At 43.0% G+C, this 19,618-nt stretch carries 22 protein-coding genes; 13 read left to right on the top strand and 9 right to left on the bottom strand.

Translation table 11 applies throughout. From position 1 onward, the window contains the following. Window positions 1–253 precede the first annotated feature (253 nt). The 3 genes from BCU68_RS03675 to BCU68_RS03665 all read left to right on the top strand — a co-directional run bounded on the left by BCU68_RS03675 (window position 254) and on the right by BCU68_RS03665 (window position 3,758). A complete protein-coding gene (locus BCU68_RS03675; RefSeq protein ID WP_102563452.1) occupies window positions 254–670 on the top strand; it encodes an Hsp20 family protein in 417 nt (138 codons plus the stop codon). 160 nt (window positions 671–830) lie between these two features. Next, window positions 831–2,732: a molecular chaperone DnaK gene (gene dnaK, locus BCU68_RS03670; protein WP_102563451.1), complete on the top strand. Its 1,902-nt coding sequence runs from the start codon at window positions 831–833 to the stop codon at window positions 2,730–2,732. A 141-nt stretch (window positions 2,733–2,873) separates the two neighbouring features. Continuing rightward, window positions 2,874–3,758 (top strand): DnaJ C-terminal domain-containing protein, encoded by an 885-nt coding sequence (locus BCU68_RS03665; protein ID WP_102563450.1) that lies wholly within the window; start codon window positions 2,874–2,876, stop codon window positions 3,756–3,758. Between the two features lie 182 nt (window positions 3,759–3,940). Here BCU68_RS03665 and BCU68_RS03660 read toward each other — a convergent pair whose 3' ends face one another. After that, window positions 3,941–4,630 carry a hypothetical protein gene (locus BCU68_RS03660; protein ID WP_102563449.1) on the bottom strand — a complete coding sequence of 230 codons (690 nt, stop codon included), beginning with the start codon at window positions 4,628–4,630 and terminating at the stop codon, window positions 3,941–3,943. Between the two features lie 97 nt (window positions 4,631–4,727). Next, window positions 4,728–5,711, bottom strand: a complete 984-nt coding sequence (locus BCU68_RS03655; RefSeq protein ID WP_102563448.1) for a DNA cytosine methyltransferase — start codon at window positions 5,709–5,711, stop codon at window positions 4,728–4,730. Between the two features lie 132 nt (window positions 5,712–5,843). Between BCU68_RS03655 and BCU68_RS03650 the strand changes: the two genes are divergently transcribed. From BCU68_RS03650 to BCU68_RS03640, 3 genes are all read left to right on the top strand, one after another. Continuing rightward, window positions 5,844–6,206 carry a MazG nucleotide pyrophosphohydrolase domain-containing protein gene (locus tag BCU68_RS03650; protein WP_102563447.1) on the top strand — a complete coding sequence of 121 codons (363 nt, stop codon included), beginning with the start codon at window positions 5,844–5,846 and terminating at the stop codon, window positions 6,204–6,206. Window positions 6,207–6,428: 222 nt separating this feature from the next. Further along, window positions 6,429–6,746 (top strand): type II toxin-antitoxin system HigB family toxin, encoded by a 318-nt coding sequence (locus tag BCU68_RS03645; protein WP_102563446.1) that lies wholly within the window; start codon window positions 6,429–6,431, stop codon window positions 6,744–6,746. A gap of 4 nt (window positions 6,747–6,750) precedes the next feature. Further along, window positions 6,751–7,176: a helix-turn-helix domain-containing protein gene (locus tag BCU68_RS03640; protein ID WP_102563445.1), complete on the top strand. Its 426-nt coding sequence runs from the start codon at window positions 6,751–6,753 to the stop codon at window positions 7,174–7,176. Window positions 7,177–7,198: 22 nt separating this feature from the next. On the opposite strand, the gene BCU68_RS03635 is transcribed toward BCU68_RS03640, so the two are convergent. The 3 genes from BCU68_RS03635 to BCU68_RS03625 all read right to left on the bottom strand — a co-directional run bounded on the left by BCU68_RS03635 (window position 7,199) and on the right by BCU68_RS03625 (window position 9,995). Next, window positions 7,199–8,443 (bottom strand): type II toxin-antitoxin system HipA family toxin, encoded by a 1,245-nt coding sequence (locus tag BCU68_RS03635; protein ID WP_102563444.1) that lies wholly within the window; start codon window positions 8,441–8,443, stop codon window positions 7,199–7,201. An 11-nt stretch (window positions 8,444–8,454) separates the two neighbouring features. Next, window positions 8,455–8,772, bottom strand: coding sequence for a helix-turn-helix transcriptional regulator (locus BCU68_RS03630; protein ID WP_102563443.1), 318 nt, complete (start codon window positions 8,770–8,772; stop codon window positions 8,455–8,457). 356 nt (window positions 8,773–9,128) lie between these two features. Then, complete coding sequence (locus BCU68_RS03625) at window positions 9,129–9,995, bottom strand: YicC/YloC family endoribonuclease (RefSeq protein WP_102563442.1); 867 nt, start codon at window positions 9,993–9,995, stop codon at window positions 9,129–9,131. A gap of 166 nt (window positions 9,996–10,161) precedes the next feature. Between BCU68_RS03625 and rph the strand changes: the two genes are divergently transcribed. Together rph and pyrE are read left to right on the top strand one after the other, a co-directional pair. Further along, entirely contained in the window at window positions 10,162–10,878 is a 717-nt protein-coding gene (gene rph, locus BCU68_RS03620; protein ID WP_102563441.1) for a ribonuclease PH, read from the top strand. Between the two features lie 154 nt (window positions 10,879–11,032). Continuing rightward, window positions 11,033–11,674 carry an orotate phosphoribosyltransferase gene (gene pyrE, locus BCU68_RS03615; RefSeq protein WP_102563440.1) on the top strand — a complete coding sequence of 214 codons (642 nt, stop codon included), beginning with the start codon at window positions 11,033–11,035 and terminating at the stop codon, window positions 11,672–11,674. A gap of 107 nt (window positions 11,675–11,781) precedes the next feature. Here the strand turns inward: pyrE and lpxL are convergent, their stop codons facing one another. From lpxL to coaBC, 3 genes are all read right to left on the bottom strand, one after another. Next, the gene (gene lpxL, locus BCU68_RS03610) at window positions 11,782–12,735 is read right to left on the bottom strand and encodes an LpxL/LpxP family Kdo(2)-lipid IV(A) lauroyl/palmitoleoyl acyltransferase (RefSeq protein ID WP_102563439.1); all 954 of its coding nucleotides are present in this window, start codon (window positions 12,733–12,735) and stop codon (window positions 11,782–11,784) included. 84 nt (window positions 12,736–12,819) lie between these two features. Next, entirely contained in the window at window positions 12,820–13,410 is a 591-nt protein-coding gene (gene slmA, locus BCU68_RS03605) for a nucleoid occlusion factor SlmA (RefSeq protein WP_102563438.1), read from the bottom strand. 144 nt (window positions 13,411–13,554) lie between these two features. Then, window positions 13,555–14,874: a bifunctional phosphopantothenoylcysteine decarboxylase/phosphopantothenate--cysteine ligase CoaBC gene (gene coaBC, locus BCU68_RS03600; protein WP_102563437.1), complete on the bottom strand. Its 1,320-nt coding sequence runs from the start codon at window positions 14,872–14,874 to the stop codon at window positions 13,555–13,557. A 225-nt stretch (window positions 14,875–15,099) separates the two neighbouring features. Between coaBC and radC the strand changes: the two genes are divergently transcribed. From radC to mutM, 5 genes are all read left to right on the top strand, one after another. Further along, window positions 15,100–15,774, top strand: coding sequence for a DNA repair protein RadC (radC, locus tag BCU68_RS03595; RefSeq protein WP_102563544.1), 675 nt, complete (start codon window positions 15,100–15,102; stop codon window positions 15,772–15,774). 414 nt (window positions 15,775–16,188) lie between these two features. Further along, window positions 16,189–16,425, top strand: coding sequence for a 50S ribosomal protein L28 (gene rpmB / locus BCU68_RS03590; RefSeq protein WP_004728407.1), 237 nt, complete (start codon window positions 16,189–16,191; stop codon window positions 16,423–16,425). Window positions 16,426–16,438: 13 nt separating this feature from the next. Continuing rightward, window positions 16,439–16,606, top strand: coding sequence for a 50S ribosomal protein L33 (gene rpmG / locus BCU68_RS03585; protein ID WP_102563436.1), 168 nt, complete (start codon window positions 16,439–16,441; stop codon window positions 16,604–16,606). A gap of 451 nt (window positions 16,607–17,057) precedes the next feature. Continuing rightward, window positions 17,058–17,528 carry a hypothetical protein gene (locus BCU68_RS03580; RefSeq protein ID WP_102563435.1) on the top strand — a complete coding sequence of 157 codons (471 nt, stop codon included), beginning with the start codon at window positions 17,058–17,060 and terminating at the stop codon, window positions 17,526–17,528. 116 nt (window positions 17,529–17,644) lie between these two features. Next, the gene (gene mutM / locus BCU68_RS03575; RefSeq protein ID WP_102563434.1) at window positions 17,645–18,454 is read left to right on the top strand and encodes a bifunctional DNA-formamidopyrimidine glycosylase/DNA-(apurinic or apyrimidinic site) lyase; all 810 of its coding nucleotides are present in this window, start codon (window positions 17,645–17,647) and stop codon (window positions 18,452–18,454) included. 225 nt (window positions 18,455–18,679) lie between these two features. Here mutM and BCU68_RS03570 read toward each other — a convergent pair whose 3' ends face one another. Next, window positions 18,680–19,618, bottom strand: coding sequence for a glycosyl transferase family 90 (locus BCU68_RS03570; RefSeq protein WP_102563433.1), 939 nt, complete (start codon window positions 19,616–19,618; stop codon window positions 18,680–18,682).

Raw genomic sequence — 19,618 nt, 5'->3', positions numbered from 1 at the left:
ATTAAATACATGAGCTGCCTTATGGAGTTCATTGATGACCAAGTTCGCCGACTTAATCGGGTTCAACAGTCATCAAACGGTAGAGTGTCGCATGACCGATTCGGCTTGCCACCTGCTTTCATTATTTAATACATACGTCCAAAGTGGTTATAAAGATAACACTCGGAGTATGTGGTTAGTCTCATGCTATTGGTCGTGCTTATATAAGCCAATCCTGGTCTGAGAACTATTGCTTATTTATGAGGATAGTATTATGCGTCAAGTAGATTTTTCTCCCCTATACCGCCAATCAATTGGTTTCGACCGCCTGTTAGATCTTGTAGAAAACAGCGCGAAGAAGCAGTCTAGTAATGGATACCCTCCATACAACATCGAACAGAAAGATGACAATAACTATCGTATTACGATGGCCGTTGCTGGTTTTTCAGAAGATGACATTACCCTAACGCAAAACGAAAACATGCTGTTGGTCTCAGGCAAAGCGAAAACGACTGAAGACAAACCAAACTACGTATATCAAGGTATTGCAGAGCGCGACTTTGAGCGCAAATTCCAATTAGCCGATTACGTAATGGTCACTACAGCCAGCATGGAAAATGGCTTACTTCACGTTGATTTAGTCCGTGAAGTCCCTGAAGCCATGAAGCCGCGTAATATCTCAATTGGCTAATACCGACCACTAAATCGCTCGGTAATCATTCAGTTTCATCATATAGCTGAATAAAAAATTGAAGTTTAGCGCAGTGAATCAATCGCTGCGCTAGGGGAACTGCACACTAAATTTAGATATTTGCATTATAAAAACTAATGCAAGTATCGAGGGTATAATTATGAGTAAAATAATTGGTATTGACTTAGGAACAACAAATTCTTGTGTTTCAGTATTAGACGGCGACGTTCCACGCGTACTTGAAAATGCGGAAGGTGAGCGCACAACGGCATCGGTTATTGCTTATACCGATGGCGAAACACTGGTTGGTCAACCTGCAAAACGTCAAGCAGTAACCAACCCACAAAACACACTATTCGCGATCAAGCGTCTTATCGGTCGTCGTTTTGAAGACGAAGAAGTTCAGCGTGATATCGAAATCATGCCTTTCAATATTGTTAAAGCGGACAATGGTGATGCTTGGGTTGAAGCGCAAGGCCAAAAAATGGCGGCTCCTCAAGTATCGGCTGAAATTCTGAAAAAAATGAAGAAAACAGCGGAAGATTTCTTAGGCGAAGAAGTCACTGGTGCGGTTATTACCGTTCCTGCTTACTTTAACGATGCACAACGTCAAGCGACGAAAGATGCGGGTCGTATCGCTGGTCTTGAAGTCAAACGTATCATCAACGAACCAACCGCTGCCGCACTGGCTTACGGTCTTGATAAGAAAGAGGGTGAGCGCACTATCGCAGTCTATGACCTGGGTGGTGGTACATTTGATATCTCTATCATCGAAATCGACAAAGTTGATGGTGACCAAACCTTCGAAGTACTGGCAACGAACGGTGATACCCATCTTGGTGGTGAAGACTTCGATAATCGCATGATCAACTACCTCGTTGATGAGTTTAAAAAAGAGCAGGGTATTGATTTAAAAACCGATCCTCTTGCTATGCAACGTGTTAAAGAAGCGGCAGAGAAAGCGAAAATCGAACTCTCTTCAGCGCAGCAAACCGACGTAAACCTTCCTTACGTCACGGCTGATGCAACCGGTCCTAAACACATGAACGTTAAAGTCACACGTTCAAAGCTAGAGTCTTTAGTTGAAGATTTAGTGCAACGCTCACTAGAGCCATTAAAAGTTGCCCTTGCCGATGCGGAGCTGACTATTGATGACATTACGGATGTGATTTTAGTGGGTGGTCAAACCCGTATGCCAATGGTTCAAGCGAAAGTGGCTGAATTCTTTGGTAAAGAAGCTCGCCGTGATGTCAATCCAGATGAAGCGGTTGCAATGGGTGCTGCAGTGCAAGGTGGTGTACTGGCTGGCGACGTTAAAGACGTTCTACTACTCGACGTTACTCCTCTGTCTTTTGGTATCGAAACCATGGGTGGCGTGATGACAAAATTGGTTGAGAAGAACACCACCATCCCAACCAAAGCGCATCAAACGTTCTCGACAGCAGAAGATAACCAAAATGCCGTGACGATTCATGTTCTGCAAGGTGAGCGTAAACAAGCAACTTACAACAAATCGCTAGGTCAATTTAACCTAGAAGGTATTCAGCCTGCTCCACGTGGCATGCCGCAAATTGAAGTGACGTTTGATCTGGATGCTGATGGTATCTTGAATGTATCAGCACAAGATAAAGCGACAGGCAAAGAGCAGAAGATCACAATCCAAGCTTCTGGTGGTTTATCTGAAGCGGAAATCGAAGCCATGGTTCAAGAAGCGGAAGCCAATAAAGAAGACGATAAAAAGTTTGAAGAATTGGTGAACGTGCGCAACCAAGCTGACCAAGTGATCCACGGCACCAAGAAGCAAATGGATGAAGCGGGTGAAGCACTTCCAGCGGAAGAGAAAGCGAAAATCGAAGCGGCTATTGCAGCACTAGAAGAAGTTAAGCCTGGTGATGACAAAGAAGCGATCGAGGCTAAAGTTCAAGAGTTGATGCAAGCGGCTCAAAAGCTGATGGAAATCGCTCAACAACAAGCACAAACTCAAACCAATGGTGCTGAAACACAGTCGAAATCAAAATCAGATGACGATGTAATGGAAGCCGATTTTGAGGAAGTAAAATAACGTATTAGCTCAATGCTGAATTAAATGTAATAAATCGTTGAGTTATGGCTATAAATAGTTAGGCTAACGGTTATTCAGGGCGAATGAGGTAACTCTCTCGCCCCTTTTTTATTTAAGCTAGACATTGAAAGAGGTTTTAGCATGTCGAAACGAGATTATTACAGCGTGCTAGGTGTCTCTAAGGGAGCCTCAGAAAAGGACATCAAAAAAGCCTATAAACGGCTAGCGATGAAATACCATCCAGATAAAAATCCAGGTGATGCCGCAGCAGAAGCCAGTTTCAAAGAAGTCAAAGAAGCGTACGAACTGCTGAATGATGCCGATAAACGTCGTCAATATGATCAGTTTGGTCATGCTGCCTTTGAAAACGGTGGACAAGGACGCGGCGGATTTGGCGGTCACGGTGGCTTCGGTGGTCATGGCGGCGGATTTGAAGATATGTTCGGCGGCGGTGGATTTGGTGGCTTTAATGACATCTTTTCTCAAGGTCGCGGTCGTCCTCGTCCACAAAAAGGTCAAGATCGTGAATTCACCTTTACCATCGATTTTGTTGATGCTATTCAAGGGATTGAAAAAGTCGTTGAGCTACCAATTAATGGTGAGCATAAAAAAATCAACGTTAAGATCCCTGCAGGCATTAAAGATGGCGAGAAAATCCGCTTCTCTGGCAAAGGCGGCGCAGGCATCAATGGCGGTCCTTCTGGTGACTTACTGCTTAACATCACCACGCGTGCCCATGCGTTTTTAGAGCGTGAAGAGAACGACCTTATCTGCAACGTGACGATTGATATGGCGACAGCCGCATTAGGTGGTGAAGCCGAAGTGAACGTGATTGATAGTCGCTTTAAACTGAAAGTGCCAGCGGGTACTCAGACCGGACGTAAGTTCAAAATTACCGGCAAAGGCGTAACGAACCGTAAAGGCGAAGTGGGCGATTTGTTTGTGAAGATGAAAGTGCAGACGCCAACCAATCTAACTGATGAGCAACGTTCACTACTCGAACAACTGCAAGCGACACTATCGTAGGTTTTGCTATAACTTTTGTCATCGTCGCATCATTAGTGCGCTAGATGATGTAAGTAGCAAGCTGTAAAAACGCCACCCTCTTTAGATTAACTCGTTGTAGTTAAATCAGAAGAGGGTGGCGTTTTTTATGGCATCAATCCTCACTTATCTATGAATAAACAAGTGAGAACGGAAAGCCAAATTTAGAACATGTAGCCGAAGCCAAAGCTAACGGTTGATTCATCAACGTGTGTTAGGTTAGCACCCGCATAGAAACCACTATTTGCTAAGTACTCAATACCAAAGCCTATGATAGCGCTGTTATCTGTGTAGCTATAGCCGTATTTAGAATCTTCAGAGTACATGCTCATACCAAAGATACCGTGACCATATAGATTATCAGCCAGTTGGAATTGAGTGCCAACCACTAGGTTATTCACTACGAATTCAAGATGACCTCGCAAATTACTATCAACATAGTTCCACTCAAGCGCACTACGCGCCCACATCACGTAAAGGTTAGGGTTAAACTCATAACCTAAGTGAAAGCCTAGTTTTGGATCGAGAGATTCAGAATAATAAGAGTTACGATAAGAGTAGTGAAAATCAGAATCGATATCGTAGTTTAGGCCACCAAAAAAGCCGTCAGCATTAAACTTAAGACCAAGGTTTAGGGTAGTGAAATCTTCAATGTCAGAGTAGTTAAAAGTACCCGCAACGATACCGTTACCCACTTGAATCCCTGCATTATGGCTATCTAAATGCTTAGCACTTGAAGCACTAAAGCCCACTTTGCTACCTGCGTATGCTGGGCTGAATTTGGTTAAACCTTCAGAAGCTGAAGCGAAAGTAGAAGCAGCAGCAAGCGCTACAGCAAGAATGGTTTTTTTCATAATTTGTAATTCTTTTTATCGTTAATTTTTGAGCAAAGAATTGTGCGGATATTGGTAATCGCTGCTAGGTCATTTCATGCCAGAATTGTTCCCTTTCTTATTTAAGGTGCTCTTTAATGCTGATTGCTAGAGCTTTAGCAAAGGGTACAGCGACAGCATTACCGATCATTTTATAGCCAGCAGCAACATTCTTATATATAAATTCAAAGTCATTAGGGAAGCCTTGAATACGAGCACACTCTCGAACACTAAGTCTTCTATACTCATGTCCTTCAATAAATTTAAACTTATCTTTCTCTACTTTTTCCATTTTTGGAGCGCTAGGGTGAATAGGTGCATGTCGTCCACCGGCTTGAATGGTAAAAGATGGCTCATCCCAAGTTCTAACTCTATTACGAGACATAAACATAGTAGAGAAGCCTCCAATCATAAACTCATGATTAAGAATCTTCACATCCGGGTTTGGCTTTTGTTTATCAAGGGCTGGCATTGCTGAGCCATCTAGGTCTAAGATAATGTCTTTCAGAGCTAGGCGTTCATCTTTTGCGATTGGCTCAGGAAAGGTGTACTTAACGTTTAAATCACTTCTAAAGCCGATAAAGATGACACGTTTTCTATCTTGAGCTGCGCCATAGTCCACGGCATTCATCATTTTTATATTAAGATCATAGCCAGCTTCTTTAAACATTACCTTAATATTATCAAGAGCTTCTTTGTGTCTAGCATGCTGCATACCACTTACGTTTTCAGCAAGGAAGAACTTTGGTTTCTTTGCCTCAAGAATACGAATAAAATCAAAAAATAGCTGACCTCTTTGATCTTTAATTCCGCGTTGAGCACCGGCTTCGCTCCAGCTTTGACATGGTGGACCCCCAATGATGCCATCGCATTCAGGAACCTCATCTGCATTAATATCTGTGATACTTCGCTGATCTAATTGAGTATTTGGGTGATTTTTTTTATAAGTAGCCCAGATATCCTTATCATATTCATTTGCCCAAGTGACATTAAATCCTGCATTTTCAAAACCAAGATCTAAGCCGCCAGCACCTGCAAAAAATGAAACAATATTCTTAGACATGTCTTTTACCTATTTATTAAATATGAGGTAGATTATAACGATGAACTGTATATAAGGCCAGTTTTTTTTGCTTAGTGTTGAGGTAACTAATGTTAATATTCAAGAGATGTTTACTTATGGTGAAGGCTATCGATGTTTAAAAAATTACAAGAAATTGCAACGGTTAAAGCTCAGAGAGATCTACAAGGTGACTGGTATAAAGGTGCTGAAACATATCTGAATGGTTTAGTTGAAGAAGTCGAAGAAGTGAAAGAAGAAATTCACTCTAATCGTCAATGTTATCTTGAAGATGAACTCGGGGATCTATTGTGGGATATTGCTTGTACATTAGAGCATTTAGATTTATCGGGTCATATAGATAAAAGTAGAGTTATGGAGCGAGCGGTAAAAAAATACAAAGAGAGAGTAACAGAAAGGGAAGAGGGTGAAACTTGGGGAACGGTAAAGGATAGGCAGAAAAAAGAGTTAGAGATAGAGCATAAAAAACAGCAATAAAATTATTCGATGTTTTGGATCTGAATGTGGGTTGCAATAGTTAACCTGTTTTAAATCATGTGGTTGAGGTTGCTATTTTCTTTAATTTACATTTTTAACCACCGATTTGACCACCATTGATTATCCAGCTATCCATTTTGGTTACGCCTTGGCGTTCACATATTGTGAACTAAGCTTGGTTTAGGTATAGTGTTCCCATATAGTGAACAAACTGGATAGTACATGCACGTTATAAGTAAGCAACCTTTTGAAAATGCGAAAAAACTCTATCCAAACGATTCCGATGCACTAGATGCAACGTACAAGGTGTTAAAAGAGAGTAAAGCAAAAAGCCCAGATGAGCTACGAAAAGTCTTTCCGTCACTAGACAATTTTAAATACGTTGATAAGTGGTGGGTGATCGGCATTGGCGGTAACAACTTAAGGCTTATTGCATTTATCGAATTTGTAGGAGGTCGATGCTTCATTAAGAACATTGTCAGCCATGCCGAGTACGACCGTATTACAAAGCAATACCGTGAAAAGAAACTGAAGAGGTAACAATATGTTAGATATCGCTGTGTTAGACAAAGCCGCTAATCAACTGAACCAAGTTATGCCTTGGGTGAGTGGTATCTCTTCGCCTGAGCAATATCAAGAGCTGATTGCCACGATGGAAGTACTTATCGAAGATTATGATGCTCATCAGCCAGTGATCGACTTGATGTTTCCGGTGATTGAAAGATACGAAGAAGAAGCGGAGCAGTTTAGTGAATTTAATCAAGCTATCGAAAAACTAGAGCCAGGCATCGCCATGCTAAGGGTTATTATCGATCAGCATCAATTGACGTTAAGTGACTTCAAAGAAGAGATTGGTGCAAAATCGACAGTATCAATGATCTTGAGTGGAAAGCGCTCCCTAACGCTCAACCACATTAAGGCACTATCAGCGCGTTTTGGTGTACCAGCTTCACTGTTTATCGGTGCATAAAAAAAGCCTCTAAAATAGAGGCTTAGTATTCTTCTGTTATAAAACAACCTCTCAGAAGATCGCGTTCGCCTTTTGGCGCTCCATATTTTTGTGCCAGGCTCTCCCATCCGGAAACAACGTTAAGAATTTTTTGATAAATCTCATTCGCTGTTCGTGCATCAACTTGAAAGTAATCTGCAACTTCAAATGCAAGATCGACATCAAGAGCGTTACTTGTGTCGTCTATATTTAGATGTAAGCCAGTCGCATTCATTGTAGGGTTAATATCATAGGCTGGGGATAGTCGCCATCCAGTTGTATCAAGAATAAAGCCATGATTTCTCAAATGGTCATCACTATTTGATACCATGATATTGAATAGCATACGCTTCCAAAGTTGCTCTAAATCCACTTTGGTATTAGAACCGTACTGTATTAAGAACTCAGCGAGCTCTAGATAGCTTGCACTGTCATCATGACCATCAAAATACTCCAGTTGAGTCATTGCTGAGCTGAAGTGTAGTCTCTTACCATCTTCGGTTCTATCGAACCGTTTGGTCAAGAAGATGTGATGATGCCCGATAGCTTCAATTTTTGAATCTGCCATATTGATACCAACATCTAAAGCCATCTGATACACAATAAACTCCCATAATCCGATATCATACTCGTCATAACGACTTGGGAATTTAGCTAACCATAAGCTTTGATCTATATCTCTAATTGAGGCTTTAGGGCGAGCTCCACCTAATGATGAGCCCGGAGATATCAGCATGTTTAACCATTTAAGGTAGTCAGGATTATCGAAATCGGGAGTATTTTCAATACCATTTGCAGCCAGTTGTAGCTCTGGTAGACAAGTGATTGCAGGTGCTGCTAAATCATCACTATTATCTAGGAAAATGCCATTTTTGGATGTACGGAAGCGTAGAGCTCCCATGCGGAATGAATCATGTACTCCTAAGAGATAATCGGTTTCAAACAATTTACGGGCTCGACGCTTTTCATTTCGAGCTATTACTGCTTCTCTACGCTGCATCAGAAGACGCCCCCAACGATCGGGGCATGAGTCTAGAAATACTTTGAAATTTCGGTCATCTTCGGCATGTTGCTCTCCAATATATAATTGTAAAGAGGGATCTATTTGACGAGCATATTCGGAGGTTAACCATTCTTTATCGTAGTTGAAGCTGAAGTGTTCTTTTCCTCTGATTACAGAGGAGCGCAATGTACCAATGAACATGGAATCAATTGGGTCAACCCAATCAGCATAAACGTAGATTTCCATATGTGGCTCTCTTATCTTTTTTTCTTCATTAATTCAATATCTTGAAGTTTTCTTCCAAACTCATCATCAAATGCTACTTTAGCGAGGTCATCCAATAAACCGAGAACTGAAAGTACATTAACATAGTGCCCAAGAGATACGGAGGGATCACCTTTTGATATTTTTCGTAAAGTTGGTTTAGATATGCCAGTTCTGTTGTGCATCATATCCTGGGTTATACCGCGTCGCTTCATTGCTAGCGTTATATTCTCCCCTAATGTATTCAGAATTTGCTTATTTTTAGGAAAGATAATAGCAGTGCGTTTAGCTTTAGCATCTTGATTCATCATAATGTAATTATAGTTTCCTTAATCTATCATTTGTGAAATTATAGTTACATATTAGTTGCAAGGTCAATAGGGGGGACTATTTATTGATACACATGAAGAGAAGCTATATTTCTTTATTTTCCTTGTTTGTGAAATTATAGTTTCACTTGCCCTTCATCATCTAAAGGTGACTTTTAGGGAGGAGGGTTATAAGAAACCCGACTTTATGTCACCATATATGTCACCATATATGTCACCATATATGTCACCACTTTAGCATGAACTAGGGGAAACAAGTCAATACCAATAAAAACAGAAAAGCCCCATTAATCTGGGGCTTACGTGTATATATTGACGCCTGTGAATAGCTAGAAACTTTATTCGATATTCTGGATCTGCTCGCGCATTTGTTCGATTAACACTTTTAGCTCAACGCCTGAAGCGGTGATGTCTGTGCTGATTGACTTAGAAGCTAGCGTGTTTGATTCACGGTTAAATTCTTGCATCATGAAGTCAAGTTTACGGCCACAAGCTCCGCCTTTCTTCAAGATAACATTTGCTTCTTTCACGTGAGAATCAAGACGATCTAGCTCTTCTGCTACGTCAGATTTTTGCGCAAGAAGAATCAACTCTTGCTCAACGCGAGAACCTTCAAGCTCTACCTTCGCATCTGCAAATTTAGTCAGCAGACGCTCACGTTGCCACACCAAAATCTCAGGCATACGCGCACGTACTTTCACCACTTCTTCCGTGATCGCATCTAAACGCTGAACAATCAACGCCTTCATGTTTTCGCCTTCACGACCACGTGCGTCAATGAACTCAGCAATCGCAGCATCAAAGCCAACCAGTAAATCTTTATTGATCGCATCCATATCTTGCTCAGGCGTTTCCATCACACCAGGCCAGTTCATCACTTGGAATGGGTTAACGCGGCTCGTTTCGCCAGTCATCGCCATCACTTGGTTCGCGGCATTAATCACTTGCTGCGCCAGACCTTCATTGATGCTTAGCTCACCTTTAGCAGCAGGGTTAGCTTCAAAACGTAGGTTACATTCTACTTTACCGCGAGCTAGACGCTTACGAAAACGCTCGCGCAAAATAGGTTCTAAACCTCGAAATTGCTCTGGCATACGGAAGTAAGTTTCAAGGTAACGTTGGTTAACAGAACGGATTTCCCAAACTGCTGAACCCCAATCGCCTTTAACTTCTTTACGTGCATAAGCGGTCATGCTGTAGATCATGAATGTATCCTTTATAGGAAGATGAAAATATAAGTATAAGCTAAGTGTAACCCAAAAGTAGAAACGAGGTAAGAGTCGAAAAAAGTGTCTAGTGTCTATTACCTATGACGTTTTTTCGCTATAATCTCGCCCCAACCAAGTTCACCCCATTCACATAGGTAGTCTCATGCGTCCAAATGACCGTGCTGTAGATCAAGTTCGTCCAATTAAAATTACTCGTAACTACACCGCTTATGCTGAAGGGTCAGTATTAGTTGAGTTTGGCAACACCAAAGTACTATGTAACGCTAGCGTAGAAGAAAACGTACCACGCTGGTTAAAAGGCCAAGGTAAAGGTTGGGTAACAGCGGAATACGGCATGCTGCCACGCGCAACCCACACTCGTAACCGTCGTGAAGCGGCAAGTGGCAAACAAGGCGGCCGTACGATGGAAATCCAACGTCTTATCGCTCGTAGCCTACGTGCTGTTGTTGACCTAAAGCAACTGGGCGAAATCATGATCACTGTCGATTGTGACGTAATCCAAGCTGACGGTGGTACACGTACCGCTTCTATCTCTGGCGCAAGTGTCGCAATGGCGGATGCAATCCAAAGCCTATTAGACAGCGGTAAACTGAAAAAGAACCCAATGAAAGGCCACGTTGCTGCCGTTTCAGTGGGCATCGTAAAACAACAAGCGCTATGTGACCTAGAGTACACAGAAGACTCTGCTGCTGACACCGACATGAATGTTGTGATGACAGAAGATGGCAAGATGATCGAAATTCAAGGCACAGCAGAAGGCGAACCATTTAGCCACGAAGAGCTAATGGAATTACTGGCATTGGCGAACAAAGGCATTGCCGATATCGTCACCGCTCAGAAAGCGGCACTAGCCGATTAATTTGATTTTTTAATAGCTCCTGATTCAGGGGCTATTTTTTTGACTGAAGATCCACAGACACCCCCCTTATTTATAAATAGAAAGCTTATAAATAGAAACTTTATACACAGACACTTTACACATAGACCCTTTATACATTGACGAGAGAGAAAACATGAAAGCGTATCAGCGTGAATTTATTGAGTTTGCCCTAGAGAAAGAAGTACTAAAATTTGGTGAGTTCACCTTAAAGTCAGGTCGTAAGAGTCCATACTTCTTCAATGCTGGATTGTTTAACACAGGTCGTGACCTAGCGCGTTTAGGTCGTTTCTACGCAGCAGCACTTGCTGATTCTGGTATTGAATTTGACGTGCTATTTGGCCCTGCATACAAAGGTATCCCAATCGCAACGACAACCGCAGTAGCACTTGCCGATCACCACGACATCGACACGCCTTACTGCTTTAACCGTAAAGAAGCAAAGAATCACGGTGAAGGTGGCAACCTAGTCGGTAGCGAACTAGAAGGTCGTATCATGCTGGTTGATGACGTGATCACAGCAGGAACAGCGATTCGTGAATCAATGGAAATCATCCAAGCAAATGGCGCCGATCTAGCTGGCGTATTAGTCGCTATTGACCGTCAAGAAAAAGGCAAAGGCGAGCTATCTGCGATTCAAGAAGTGGAGCGTGACTTTGGTTGTGCAATCATCTCAATCGTAAGCCTAACTGACCTGGTGACTTTCCTAGAAGAGAAGGGCACAGATGAGCAACACCTAGAGTCAGTAAAAGCCTACCGCGCACAATACGGCATCTAAGATCGTTTAATAACGAGCACTTGATAAAAAAAGGGCTAGGTAGAATCTCTACCTAGCCCTTATCTTTTTGTAACTTGTAACTTGTAACTTGTAACTTGCTACTGCTGTTACTTATAACGAATGCCTTTGTTCTTTCCGTCAGGCATGGTCTTATAACGCTTATGGAGCCACATCCACTGCTCAGGGGCGCGTAAAATCACCTCTTCTAAATAGTGGTTTAAGTAGGCAGCGGCTGCGGTGCTATCATCTTGTGGGTAGTCAGCCTCAATGCGCTTATTGGCAATTAAATCGTATTGATTATTATCGTTACGAAAGCCAGAGCCTGGGACAATTGCACACTTGCTGGTGTAAGCCAAAATGCTTGAACCCGTTGTAGTACAGGCATCTTTAACCGCAAAGAAAGGCACAAATACCGACTTATTCATGCCATAATCATGATCGGCTAAATAGAACAAACGACCACCATTGCGCAGCACGCGGATCATCTGCTTTAAATCCTTACGGTCAATCAGACGGTTGCCATTTTGCGTGCGACCATTGTACTGAATGTAATCATAAGCAGGGTTATTGTGCGGACGATATGCACCATAGCCAGGAAAACCAACCACAGCATAAGCACGCGCGGTGATCTCAAGGTTAAGCGCATGCACACAAGCCAGCAATACCCCTTTACCTTCCGCGTCGCTCTCTGCTAACCCGCTAATATCTTTTATATCAATCAAGCGCTTAAAACGCCACGTAGGCCAAAACCAAGTAATACCCGTTTCAATTAATGCCAAGCCCGTGTTTTTAAAGTTCTCAGCCACCAAGGCATCGACTTCATCTGCCGACTTATCAGGAAAAGCGAGCTCAATATTACGCTTAGCCACATGAACGCGCTTCTTACCGTAACGCATGCCCAGTTGACCCATGGCGTGACCTAGCTTTAATAGCAGTGCATAAGGCAGCAGGTTAACCAGTAAAGCCAACAAACCAAACCCAGCCCATACGCCCCAGTTTCTTGGGTGCAATAAAGAGAGAGTAAATTTAGGCGCAGGGTATCTATCTAAACTATCTTTCATCAAACGCTCGCTTAATCTAAACGGTGTATATCAATCAACGACTTGAACTATTTATAGCCCATCACTAGCGGTAACTTATAATCGCTACTTAATTTGCGCACTTAATAGCGACCAGTAAGCATCAAAGTTCGCCGTCGGTTGATATTTAAAATCAGAACGTACAAAACGATTCAAACTGCCTTCCACTTGACCCAGCAGTTGCGCGGCCAGGATCTTTTCTTCAACAGGGAATGACTTACCTTCACGCAATTTACGCTCACGCAATACCTGACGAAGTTGAGTCTCAATGCGTTCGAACAGCTGATTAATACGCTCACGTAAACGCTCATTTTCAAACATCAAGGCATGACCAGAAAGAATACGGGTAAGACCAGGGTTACGCTCAGAGAAGACTAAAATAAGCTGCATAATCAGACGAATACGTTCAAGAGTATCTTTCTCATCATCTAAGATAAGGTTGATACGCGACATCAGCGACTCTTCAATGAACTCAATCAAACCTTCAAACATGCGGGCTTTGCTGGGAAAGTGACGGTAAAGCGCAGCTTCAGAAACGCCCACTTGTTTTGCCAGTTTTGCAGTGGTGATTCGAGATGCACCTTCTGGAGACTCAAGCATGTGTGCTAGGGCTTGAAGGATCTCGTCGCGGCGATTTGTTTTTCTAGTGCCAGCCATCTATTTTTTTCCTTTAACAACAATTTTTACTCATAGAGTGGTTCGGGCAGTATATACCCAAACCAAACGATATGCAGGATTACGATGCGATTCAGTGAGCTATAACAATCCGAGTAAACAATGGATTAGTCACTGTGATAGGGACTACAGCAGGGTAGTAATATGCGAGATGATAGCCTGACCAAGCACGTCTTTATCTTCGGTTGGTAGCGCTTTGTCTCCGCCTTGCCAATAAAGGTGCAGCGCGTTTTGCTGACTATTAAAGCCTAAACCTTCAATTGATACGTCATTAGCGCAGATCATATCCAGCTTCTTATTGATAAGTTTACCGCGAGCGTATTTCTCAACGTCTTGTGTTTCTGCCGCAAAGCCAACCGTAAATGGACGTTGCTCAGTCATCGCCGCCACAGAAGCGACGATATCTGGATTTTTCACCATACGCAGCGTCATTTCATCATCGTTATGACCGGTTTTCTTGATCTTGTGCTCGGCAATACACTCTGGGCGATAATCGGCAACGGCAGCACAGCTAATGAAAATATCATGGTTTGGCGCTTGCTCGGTCACCGCTTCAAACATCGACATGGCACTTTCGACATCAATACGCGTCACGTTCTCTGGGGTCGCTAAACGAACTGGACCGCTAATTAAGGTCACGCGTGCGCCTTGCGCTTTGGCTGCTTTGGCTAAGGCATACCCCATTTTTCCTGAACTATGATTGGAGATATAACGTACAGGATCGATCGCTTCACGAGTTGGACCTGCCGTAATTAGCACAGACTTACCTTGCAGCGGAAACTCGATGGAATCACCCAGACGAGGTTGGTCGCCTAAACGTGGTTGGTCATTTAAGCATAGCGTCTCTTCGCTGGCAGTGTCGGTTGCTGTTGCTTGATCTAATAGCAGCTTGTCGCGAGAAGAGAAGAAGGCTTCACAGCAATGTACCAGTTGCATCGGCTCTAACATACGCCCCATGCCCACATCACCACAGGCTTGTTCGCCGGCAGCGGGTCCCCACAAGTTAAAACCACGACGGGTTAATGTCGCAATATTTTCCTGCGTAGCCACATTAGAGTACATCTGCTGGTTCATCGCTGGCGCAACGGCAACAGGAGAATCGGTCGCAAGGACTAAAGTCGCAAGAAGATCGTTACCCATGCCAGCACTCATACGAGCAATCAAATCGGCAGTGGCAGGTGCGAGTAATACCAGATCAGCCCATTTCGCTAATTCGATATGACCCATTGACGCTTCCGCCGCTGGATCGAATAAGCTATCGGAAACCGGATGACCCGAGACCGCTTGCATAGTTAAAGGCGTAATGAACTCTTGCGCGGCTTTGGTCATGACAACGCGAACTTGAGCGCCACGTTCAATTAAACGACGTGTTAACTCAGCACATTTATACGCGGCAATTCCGCCACTGATGCCAAGTAGAATTTTCTTACCAGCGAGTGTTTGCATGATGTTATTCCTTAAAAATACTCAGGATAAGATATCAAAATGGATGGCAAGGAGCTAGAACAAGGCATAAGAAGTGGTGTTAAGTCCGTTTGTTACGCCTTTCTTATCATTGCCGTTACATTAAATTTAGCTGTTGGTTTGAAAATAGAAAAATTCTGTTCGTGATAAAGAGCAAAGCAGACCAAGGTGAAGGATTATTGATCAAACGAGAAAAAGACGATGAGTGTGAAACTAAAGCAGCTCCCCTATGAATCCATGCCACGTGAAAAGCTCATTAGTCACGGTTCGAGTTCATTAACCGATGCGGAGTTGTTAGCGATTTTCTTACGCACTGGCACCAAGGGGATGAATGTGATCACGTTGGCCGATACGCTGCTAAAACAGTTTGGCTCATTAAGACAGCTATTTAGTGCCAGTAAAAGTGAGTTTTGTCAGCATAAGGGGCTGGGCGAGGCGAAGTACGTGCAGTTGCAAGCGGTGATTGAGATGACCCAGCGTTACTTGGCAGAAACGATTGAACGTGGTGATGGGTTAACGAGTCCGGAACATACTAAGCGTTATTTATCGAGTGTCTTGCGCGATCGGCAGCGTGAAGCCTTCTATATACTCTTTTTAGATAACCAACATCGGATTATTAGTGATGAGGTGATGTTTGAGGGTACGATTGATGCGGCGAGTGTTTATCCGCGTGAAGTGGTTAAGCGTGCGTTGCATCATAATAGTGCTGCGCTTATCTTGGCGCACAATCATCCATCGGGTGTGGCAGAGCCGAGTCAGGCCGATCGAAGGATCACTAGACACCTTGTTGATGCGTTATCGCTGGTGGATATTCGTATTTTGGATCATTTTGTGGTCGGTGATGGTGAGGTGATTTCGTTTGCAGAGCGTGGTTGGATGTAAAAATAGGGTCTTTTGGTTGGTGAAGTTGGGCTGATTAGAAAATAAACCGTAAGCAATTGGCTATTTTATTGAAGAATTAATAATAAAACCATCGATTTGACAAGAACAATTGCGATAAGGCTCACTTTTAGGTTGTTACTTGCTCTAGATCTGCTATGATTCGCGCACTAATTTTTGAACCTAAATCAGCTCAATTACTCATTAAAAGCAGCCTGTTCATAAAAAGATCACGAAATTCTGTAAAAAGGATCTGTTCGGGTCTTGAGCAATGCATGTCAAGTTAGTATAATGCGCGACCTTTGATAGCCTTGAATGGATTTTCCATAATGGTTTTTACCTCTATTTTCAGAATTTGATAGAAGAGGTTCGGCCAGCAAGGTTGATATCGAGCTGAAACGATTTGGAGAGACTTCAATGTCCCGAGTATGCCAAGTAACTGGTAAGCGTCCTGTAACGGGTAACAACCGTTCACACGCACGAAATGCTACTAAGCGTCGTTTTCTGCCGAACCTACAAACTCATCGTTTCTGGGTAGAGAGCGAAAAACGTTTTGTTAAACTACGTCTAACTGCTAAAGGCATGCGTATCATTGATAAGAAAGGCATCGATGCTGTTCTTGTTGATATCCGTGCACGTGGCGAAAACGTTTAAGAGGAATTAAGCAATGGCTAAAGGCATTCGTGAGAAAATCCGTCTAGTATCTTCTGCTGGAACTGGTCACTTCTACACAACTGACAAAAACAAGCGTAACATGCCAGGCAAATTTGAGATCAAGAAATTTGATCCAGTTGCACGTAAGCACGTTATGTACAAAGAAGCTAAAATCAAGTAATTGATTGCTCTTTTTTGTGAGATAGCTAAAAACCCAGCTCTTGTAGTTGGGTTTTTTTATGCCGGTAAGAAAACCCTTCAAATCTTCTAAATTACAAACCAATCTAGTATGTAGCTCAAAATATATTCAACTCCGCGAATCGCTCAAGACATCCCTGTGCGCTCAAGAATAGGCATCCATGCCTATTGATGTTCGCTCCGCCGAACACATTTTATCTAGCCGTTGATGCGCGGGTTAAGTATTTAGACCAAAATGAATTCAACTCCACGAACCGCTCAAGACATCCCTGTGCGCTCAAGAATAGGCATCCATGCCTATTGATGTTCGCTCCGCCGAACACATTTTATCTAGCCGTTGGTGCGTGGGTTAAGTATCTAGCTCAAATAAGTGCAACTCGATATAGCTCATACACTTATTCTGATATATTAAATAGATATGATTGAATTAGGAGGTGAGAATGGCTCGTCGAACACGTCGGTGGAATCATTGGATGATAGTGGGTGTCGTCGCCTTTATGGTGATCCTCTATTCACCCGTTTGGATCAAACATTACCTTATTAAGCCCGAGCAACCAGAGTTTCCTTTCTTGCTCGCACCACAGCACGCCCTGCAAGCACTACACTTTTCAGATTGGTCACTAGAGAAAAACCAAGGTCGCTGGCGATCAAGTGAGTCTGTGGCTGTTGCACCAAAAGAATTGGCTTCTCGCTGGAAAAGCATCGTCGGAACACCGATAGATCAACCGACCTACCAAAAACTGCGCACCCAACTTGGTAGCCCACAGACGATCGAAGTTTGGTATCAAGATCAAGAAGAGCCACAAAGGATCACCTATTACATCACCGATAGCTTTTGGCTGCTGAAAAACTGGCAAGGTGAGTGGATAGCCGTTAATGTTGATAAAGCGTATCTATATCCATAGGCCTAACTTATTAGAGTAGCAATAAGGATATGATGGATCAGACATTAATGGGCATTGTTATGCCTATTCAGATTTTGTCGATAGATTGAATTTTTCACCAGTAAAGGAGAGTGAGAATGCCAGAGTTACCCGAAGTTGAAGTGAGTCGCATGGGCATCACTCCCCACTTACTCGGTGAAAGCATCGACACCATCATTATTCGTCAGCCAAAACTACGCTGGCCGATTCCCGATGAATTACAAAAACTGCATGGACAAGTGATCCGCTCCATTCGCCGCCGCGCCAAATACTTACTTATCGATACCGACCAAGGCAGCGCCATTATCCACTTAGGCATGTCAGGTTCATTACGTGTATTAGATGCCGATTTCGAAGCCGGTAAACACGATCATGTCGATCTCAAGCTCACCAGCGGTAAAATCCTACGCTATAACGACCCGCGCCGCTTTGGGGCATGGTTGTACAGCGCGCCTGGTGAATCACACAAGGTTTTAAATAACTGCGGACCTGAGCCTTTAACCGACGAGTTTAATGCCGATGACATAGCGCACAAGGCGAAAAACAAGCGTGTAGCAGTTAAGTCTTTCATTATGGACAACAAAGTTGTGGTTGGTGTGGGGAATATCTACGCCAATGAGTCACTCTTTAGTGCGCATATTCATCCATTACGTCCGGCAGGTGAAGTGACAGAAAAAGAGTGGGCGAGTTTAGTGGGAGAGATAAAGCAGGTCCTTGCCACCGCAATCAAACGTGGCGGTACGACCTTAAAAGATTTTGCGCAAGCCGATGGTAAGCCGGGCTATTTTGCTCAGGAGCTGCAAGTATATGGCAAAGCTGGCCAACCTTGCCCGCAATGCAGTGAACCACTACACGAGCAAAAGATTGGTCAACGTAACACTTTCTTTTGTGAGCAGTGCCAGAAGTAAACACAGCCCTATGAATACTTGAAAAGCAGAACGGTGAGTGGTGAGATAAAAATGCATCCGATTCCGCGAACCGCTCAAGACATCCCTGTTCGCTTCAAAATAGGCATCCATGCCTATTTACATTCGCTACATCGAACACATTTTATCTAGGTCGTGACGGCGCTGAGTCGAGTGTTAATCCTTGGCTCAGGGTCATATGCTGGGTAACCACTGATAAGCAATAACTTAAATAGTCGCTTGATTTGAAAGCTTAAAATATCGATTCGCCACATGCTGAGCAATCAACACCTCACGATCGGCATCTTTAAACTGCTCAACCCACTGATTAGCATTACGCACAATAGCTAATGCTTCTTCTTCATTTGCTAGGTAGTAATCCATCTTCTCTAGCAAGTCAGAAAAGTCATCCTTCACTTCAATATAATGCACGCCAGCTTCCAAACGACCTTCCATAAACCATGTCTCATACTCCGGTTTTGGCATAATACAAACCGAATTCGATGACATAATCCACTTCAAGTTGGTCGCCACATCCTTGCCTTCTAAGCTCAGAACAAACTTATACTTAAGCTGATCTTCAATCGACATTTTCGGAGCAAAGTGACTTGGATTATCATCTGGTGTTTGCTTGCGAAAATCACTACGCGTTATATCGCACAATGGGTGACCACTGTATTTATTCAGCAGTACACGTCGATTAGCCCAGAATCCAGCGCCCTTCCAAACCACCATATCCTTCTTGTCTTGATAGCGAAGAGTATCGTTTACAAAGAGATAGTGACGAATTGCATTGAGCTTTAGTAAAACCGAATTTTGATTATCCCCAGCAATCGGGCGACTTTTCAAAAAGCTTGGTGAGTCAGGTACATGAATCACATCACCATTAATATAGGTAAATTGATTACTCACATCGAACCCAGAGATCACTTTATAAAGATCAAGAAAGTAAGTATTCCCACCGGTTTTGTGAAAGCCTTTAACGCTCGTTTTAGAGTCCCCAGTTACCTCAAAGGAATCTGCCACTTTGCAGTAATAGTTCACCCGATCTTCAATATACGCATTGCTTTTCTGGCGTTGTAAATTACGTCGAGTACGCAGGTGTAATAAAAATTTTGGAACAAGAACATACAGGTAATGAGTAACGTAATAACTAAACTTATGCAC

The organism is Vibrio sp. 10N.286.49.B3, assembly GCF_002873395.1.
In the GTDB taxonomy this organism is placed as follows: Bacteria; Pseudomonadota; Gammaproteobacteria; order Enterobacterales; family Vibrionaceae; genus Vibrio.
Note: the sequence above shows the minus strand (reverse complement) of the source record. Positions and strands in the feature narration are given on the sequence as shown.

Coding starts and splice junctions, on each gene's coding strand:
- BCU68_RS03650 (WP_102563447.1), top strand. CDS start 5,844: ATGTTTAAAAAATTACAAGAAATTGCAACGGTTAAAGCTCAGAGAGAT.
- BCU68_RS03665 (WP_102563450.1), top strand. CDS start 2,874: ATGTCGAAACGAGATTATTACAGCGTGCTAGGTGTCTCTAAGGGAGCC.
- BCU68_RS03645 (WP_102563446.1), top strand. CDS start 6,429: ATGCACGTTATAAGTAAGCAACCTTTTGAAAATGCGAAAAAACTCTAT.
- slmA (WP_102563438.1), bottom strand. CDS start 13,410: ATGGCTGGCACTAGAAAAACAAATCGCCGCGACGAGATCCTTCAAGCC.
- coaBC (WP_102563437.1), bottom strand. CDS start 14,874: ATGCAAACACTCGCTGGTAAGAAAATTCTACTTGGCATCAGTGGCGGA.
- rpmB (WP_004728407.1), top strand. CDS start 16,189: ATGTCCCGAGTATGCCAAGTAACTGGTAAGCGTCCTGTAACGGGTAAC.
- BCU68_RS03635 (WP_102563444.1), bottom strand. CDS start 8,443: ATGGAAATCTACGTTTATGCTGATTGGGTTGACCCAATTGATTCCATG.
- rpmG (WP_102563436.1), top strand. CDS start 16,439: ATGGCTAAAGGCATTCGTGAGAAAATCCGTCTAGTATCTTCTGCTGGA.
- lpxL (WP_102563439.1), bottom strand. CDS start 12,735: ATGAAAGATAGTTTAGATAGATACCCTGCGCCTAAATTTACTCTCTCT.
- mutM (WP_102563434.1), top strand. CDS start 17,645: ATGCCAGAGTTACCCGAAGTTGAAGTGAGTCGCATGGGCATCACTCCC.
- BCU68_RS03625 (WP_102563442.1), bottom strand. CDS start 9,995: ATGATCTACAGCATGACCGCTTATGCACGTAAAGAAGTTAAAGGCGAT.
- rph (WP_102563441.1), top strand. CDS start 10,162: ATGCGTCCAAATGACCGTGCTGTAGATCAAGTTCGTCCAATTAAAATT.
- dnaK (WP_102563451.1), top strand. CDS start 831: ATGAGTAAAATAATTGGTATTGACTTAGGAACAACAAATTCTTGTGTT.
- BCU68_RS03630 (WP_102563443.1), bottom strand. CDS start 8,772: ATGATGAATCAAGATGCTAAAGCTAAACGCACTGCTATTATCTTTCCT.
- BCU68_RS03660 (WP_102563449.1), bottom strand. CDS start 4,630: ATGAAAAAAACCATTCTTGCTGTAGCGCTTGCTGCTGCTTCTACTTTC.
- BCU68_RS03675 (WP_102563452.1), top strand. CDS start 254: ATGCGTCAAGTAGATTTTTCTCCCCTATACCGCCAATCAATTGGTTTC.
- BCU68_RS03640 (WP_102563445.1), top strand. CDS start 6,751: ATGTTAGATATCGCTGTGTTAGACAAAGCCGCTAATCAACTGAACCAA.
- pyrE (WP_102563440.1), top strand. CDS start 11,033: ATGAAAGCGTATCAGCGTGAATTTATTGAGTTTGCCCTAGAGAAAGAA.
- BCU68_RS03655 (WP_102563448.1), bottom strand. CDS start 5,711: ATGTCTAAGAATATTGTTTCATTTTTTGCAGGTGCTGGCGGCTTAGAT.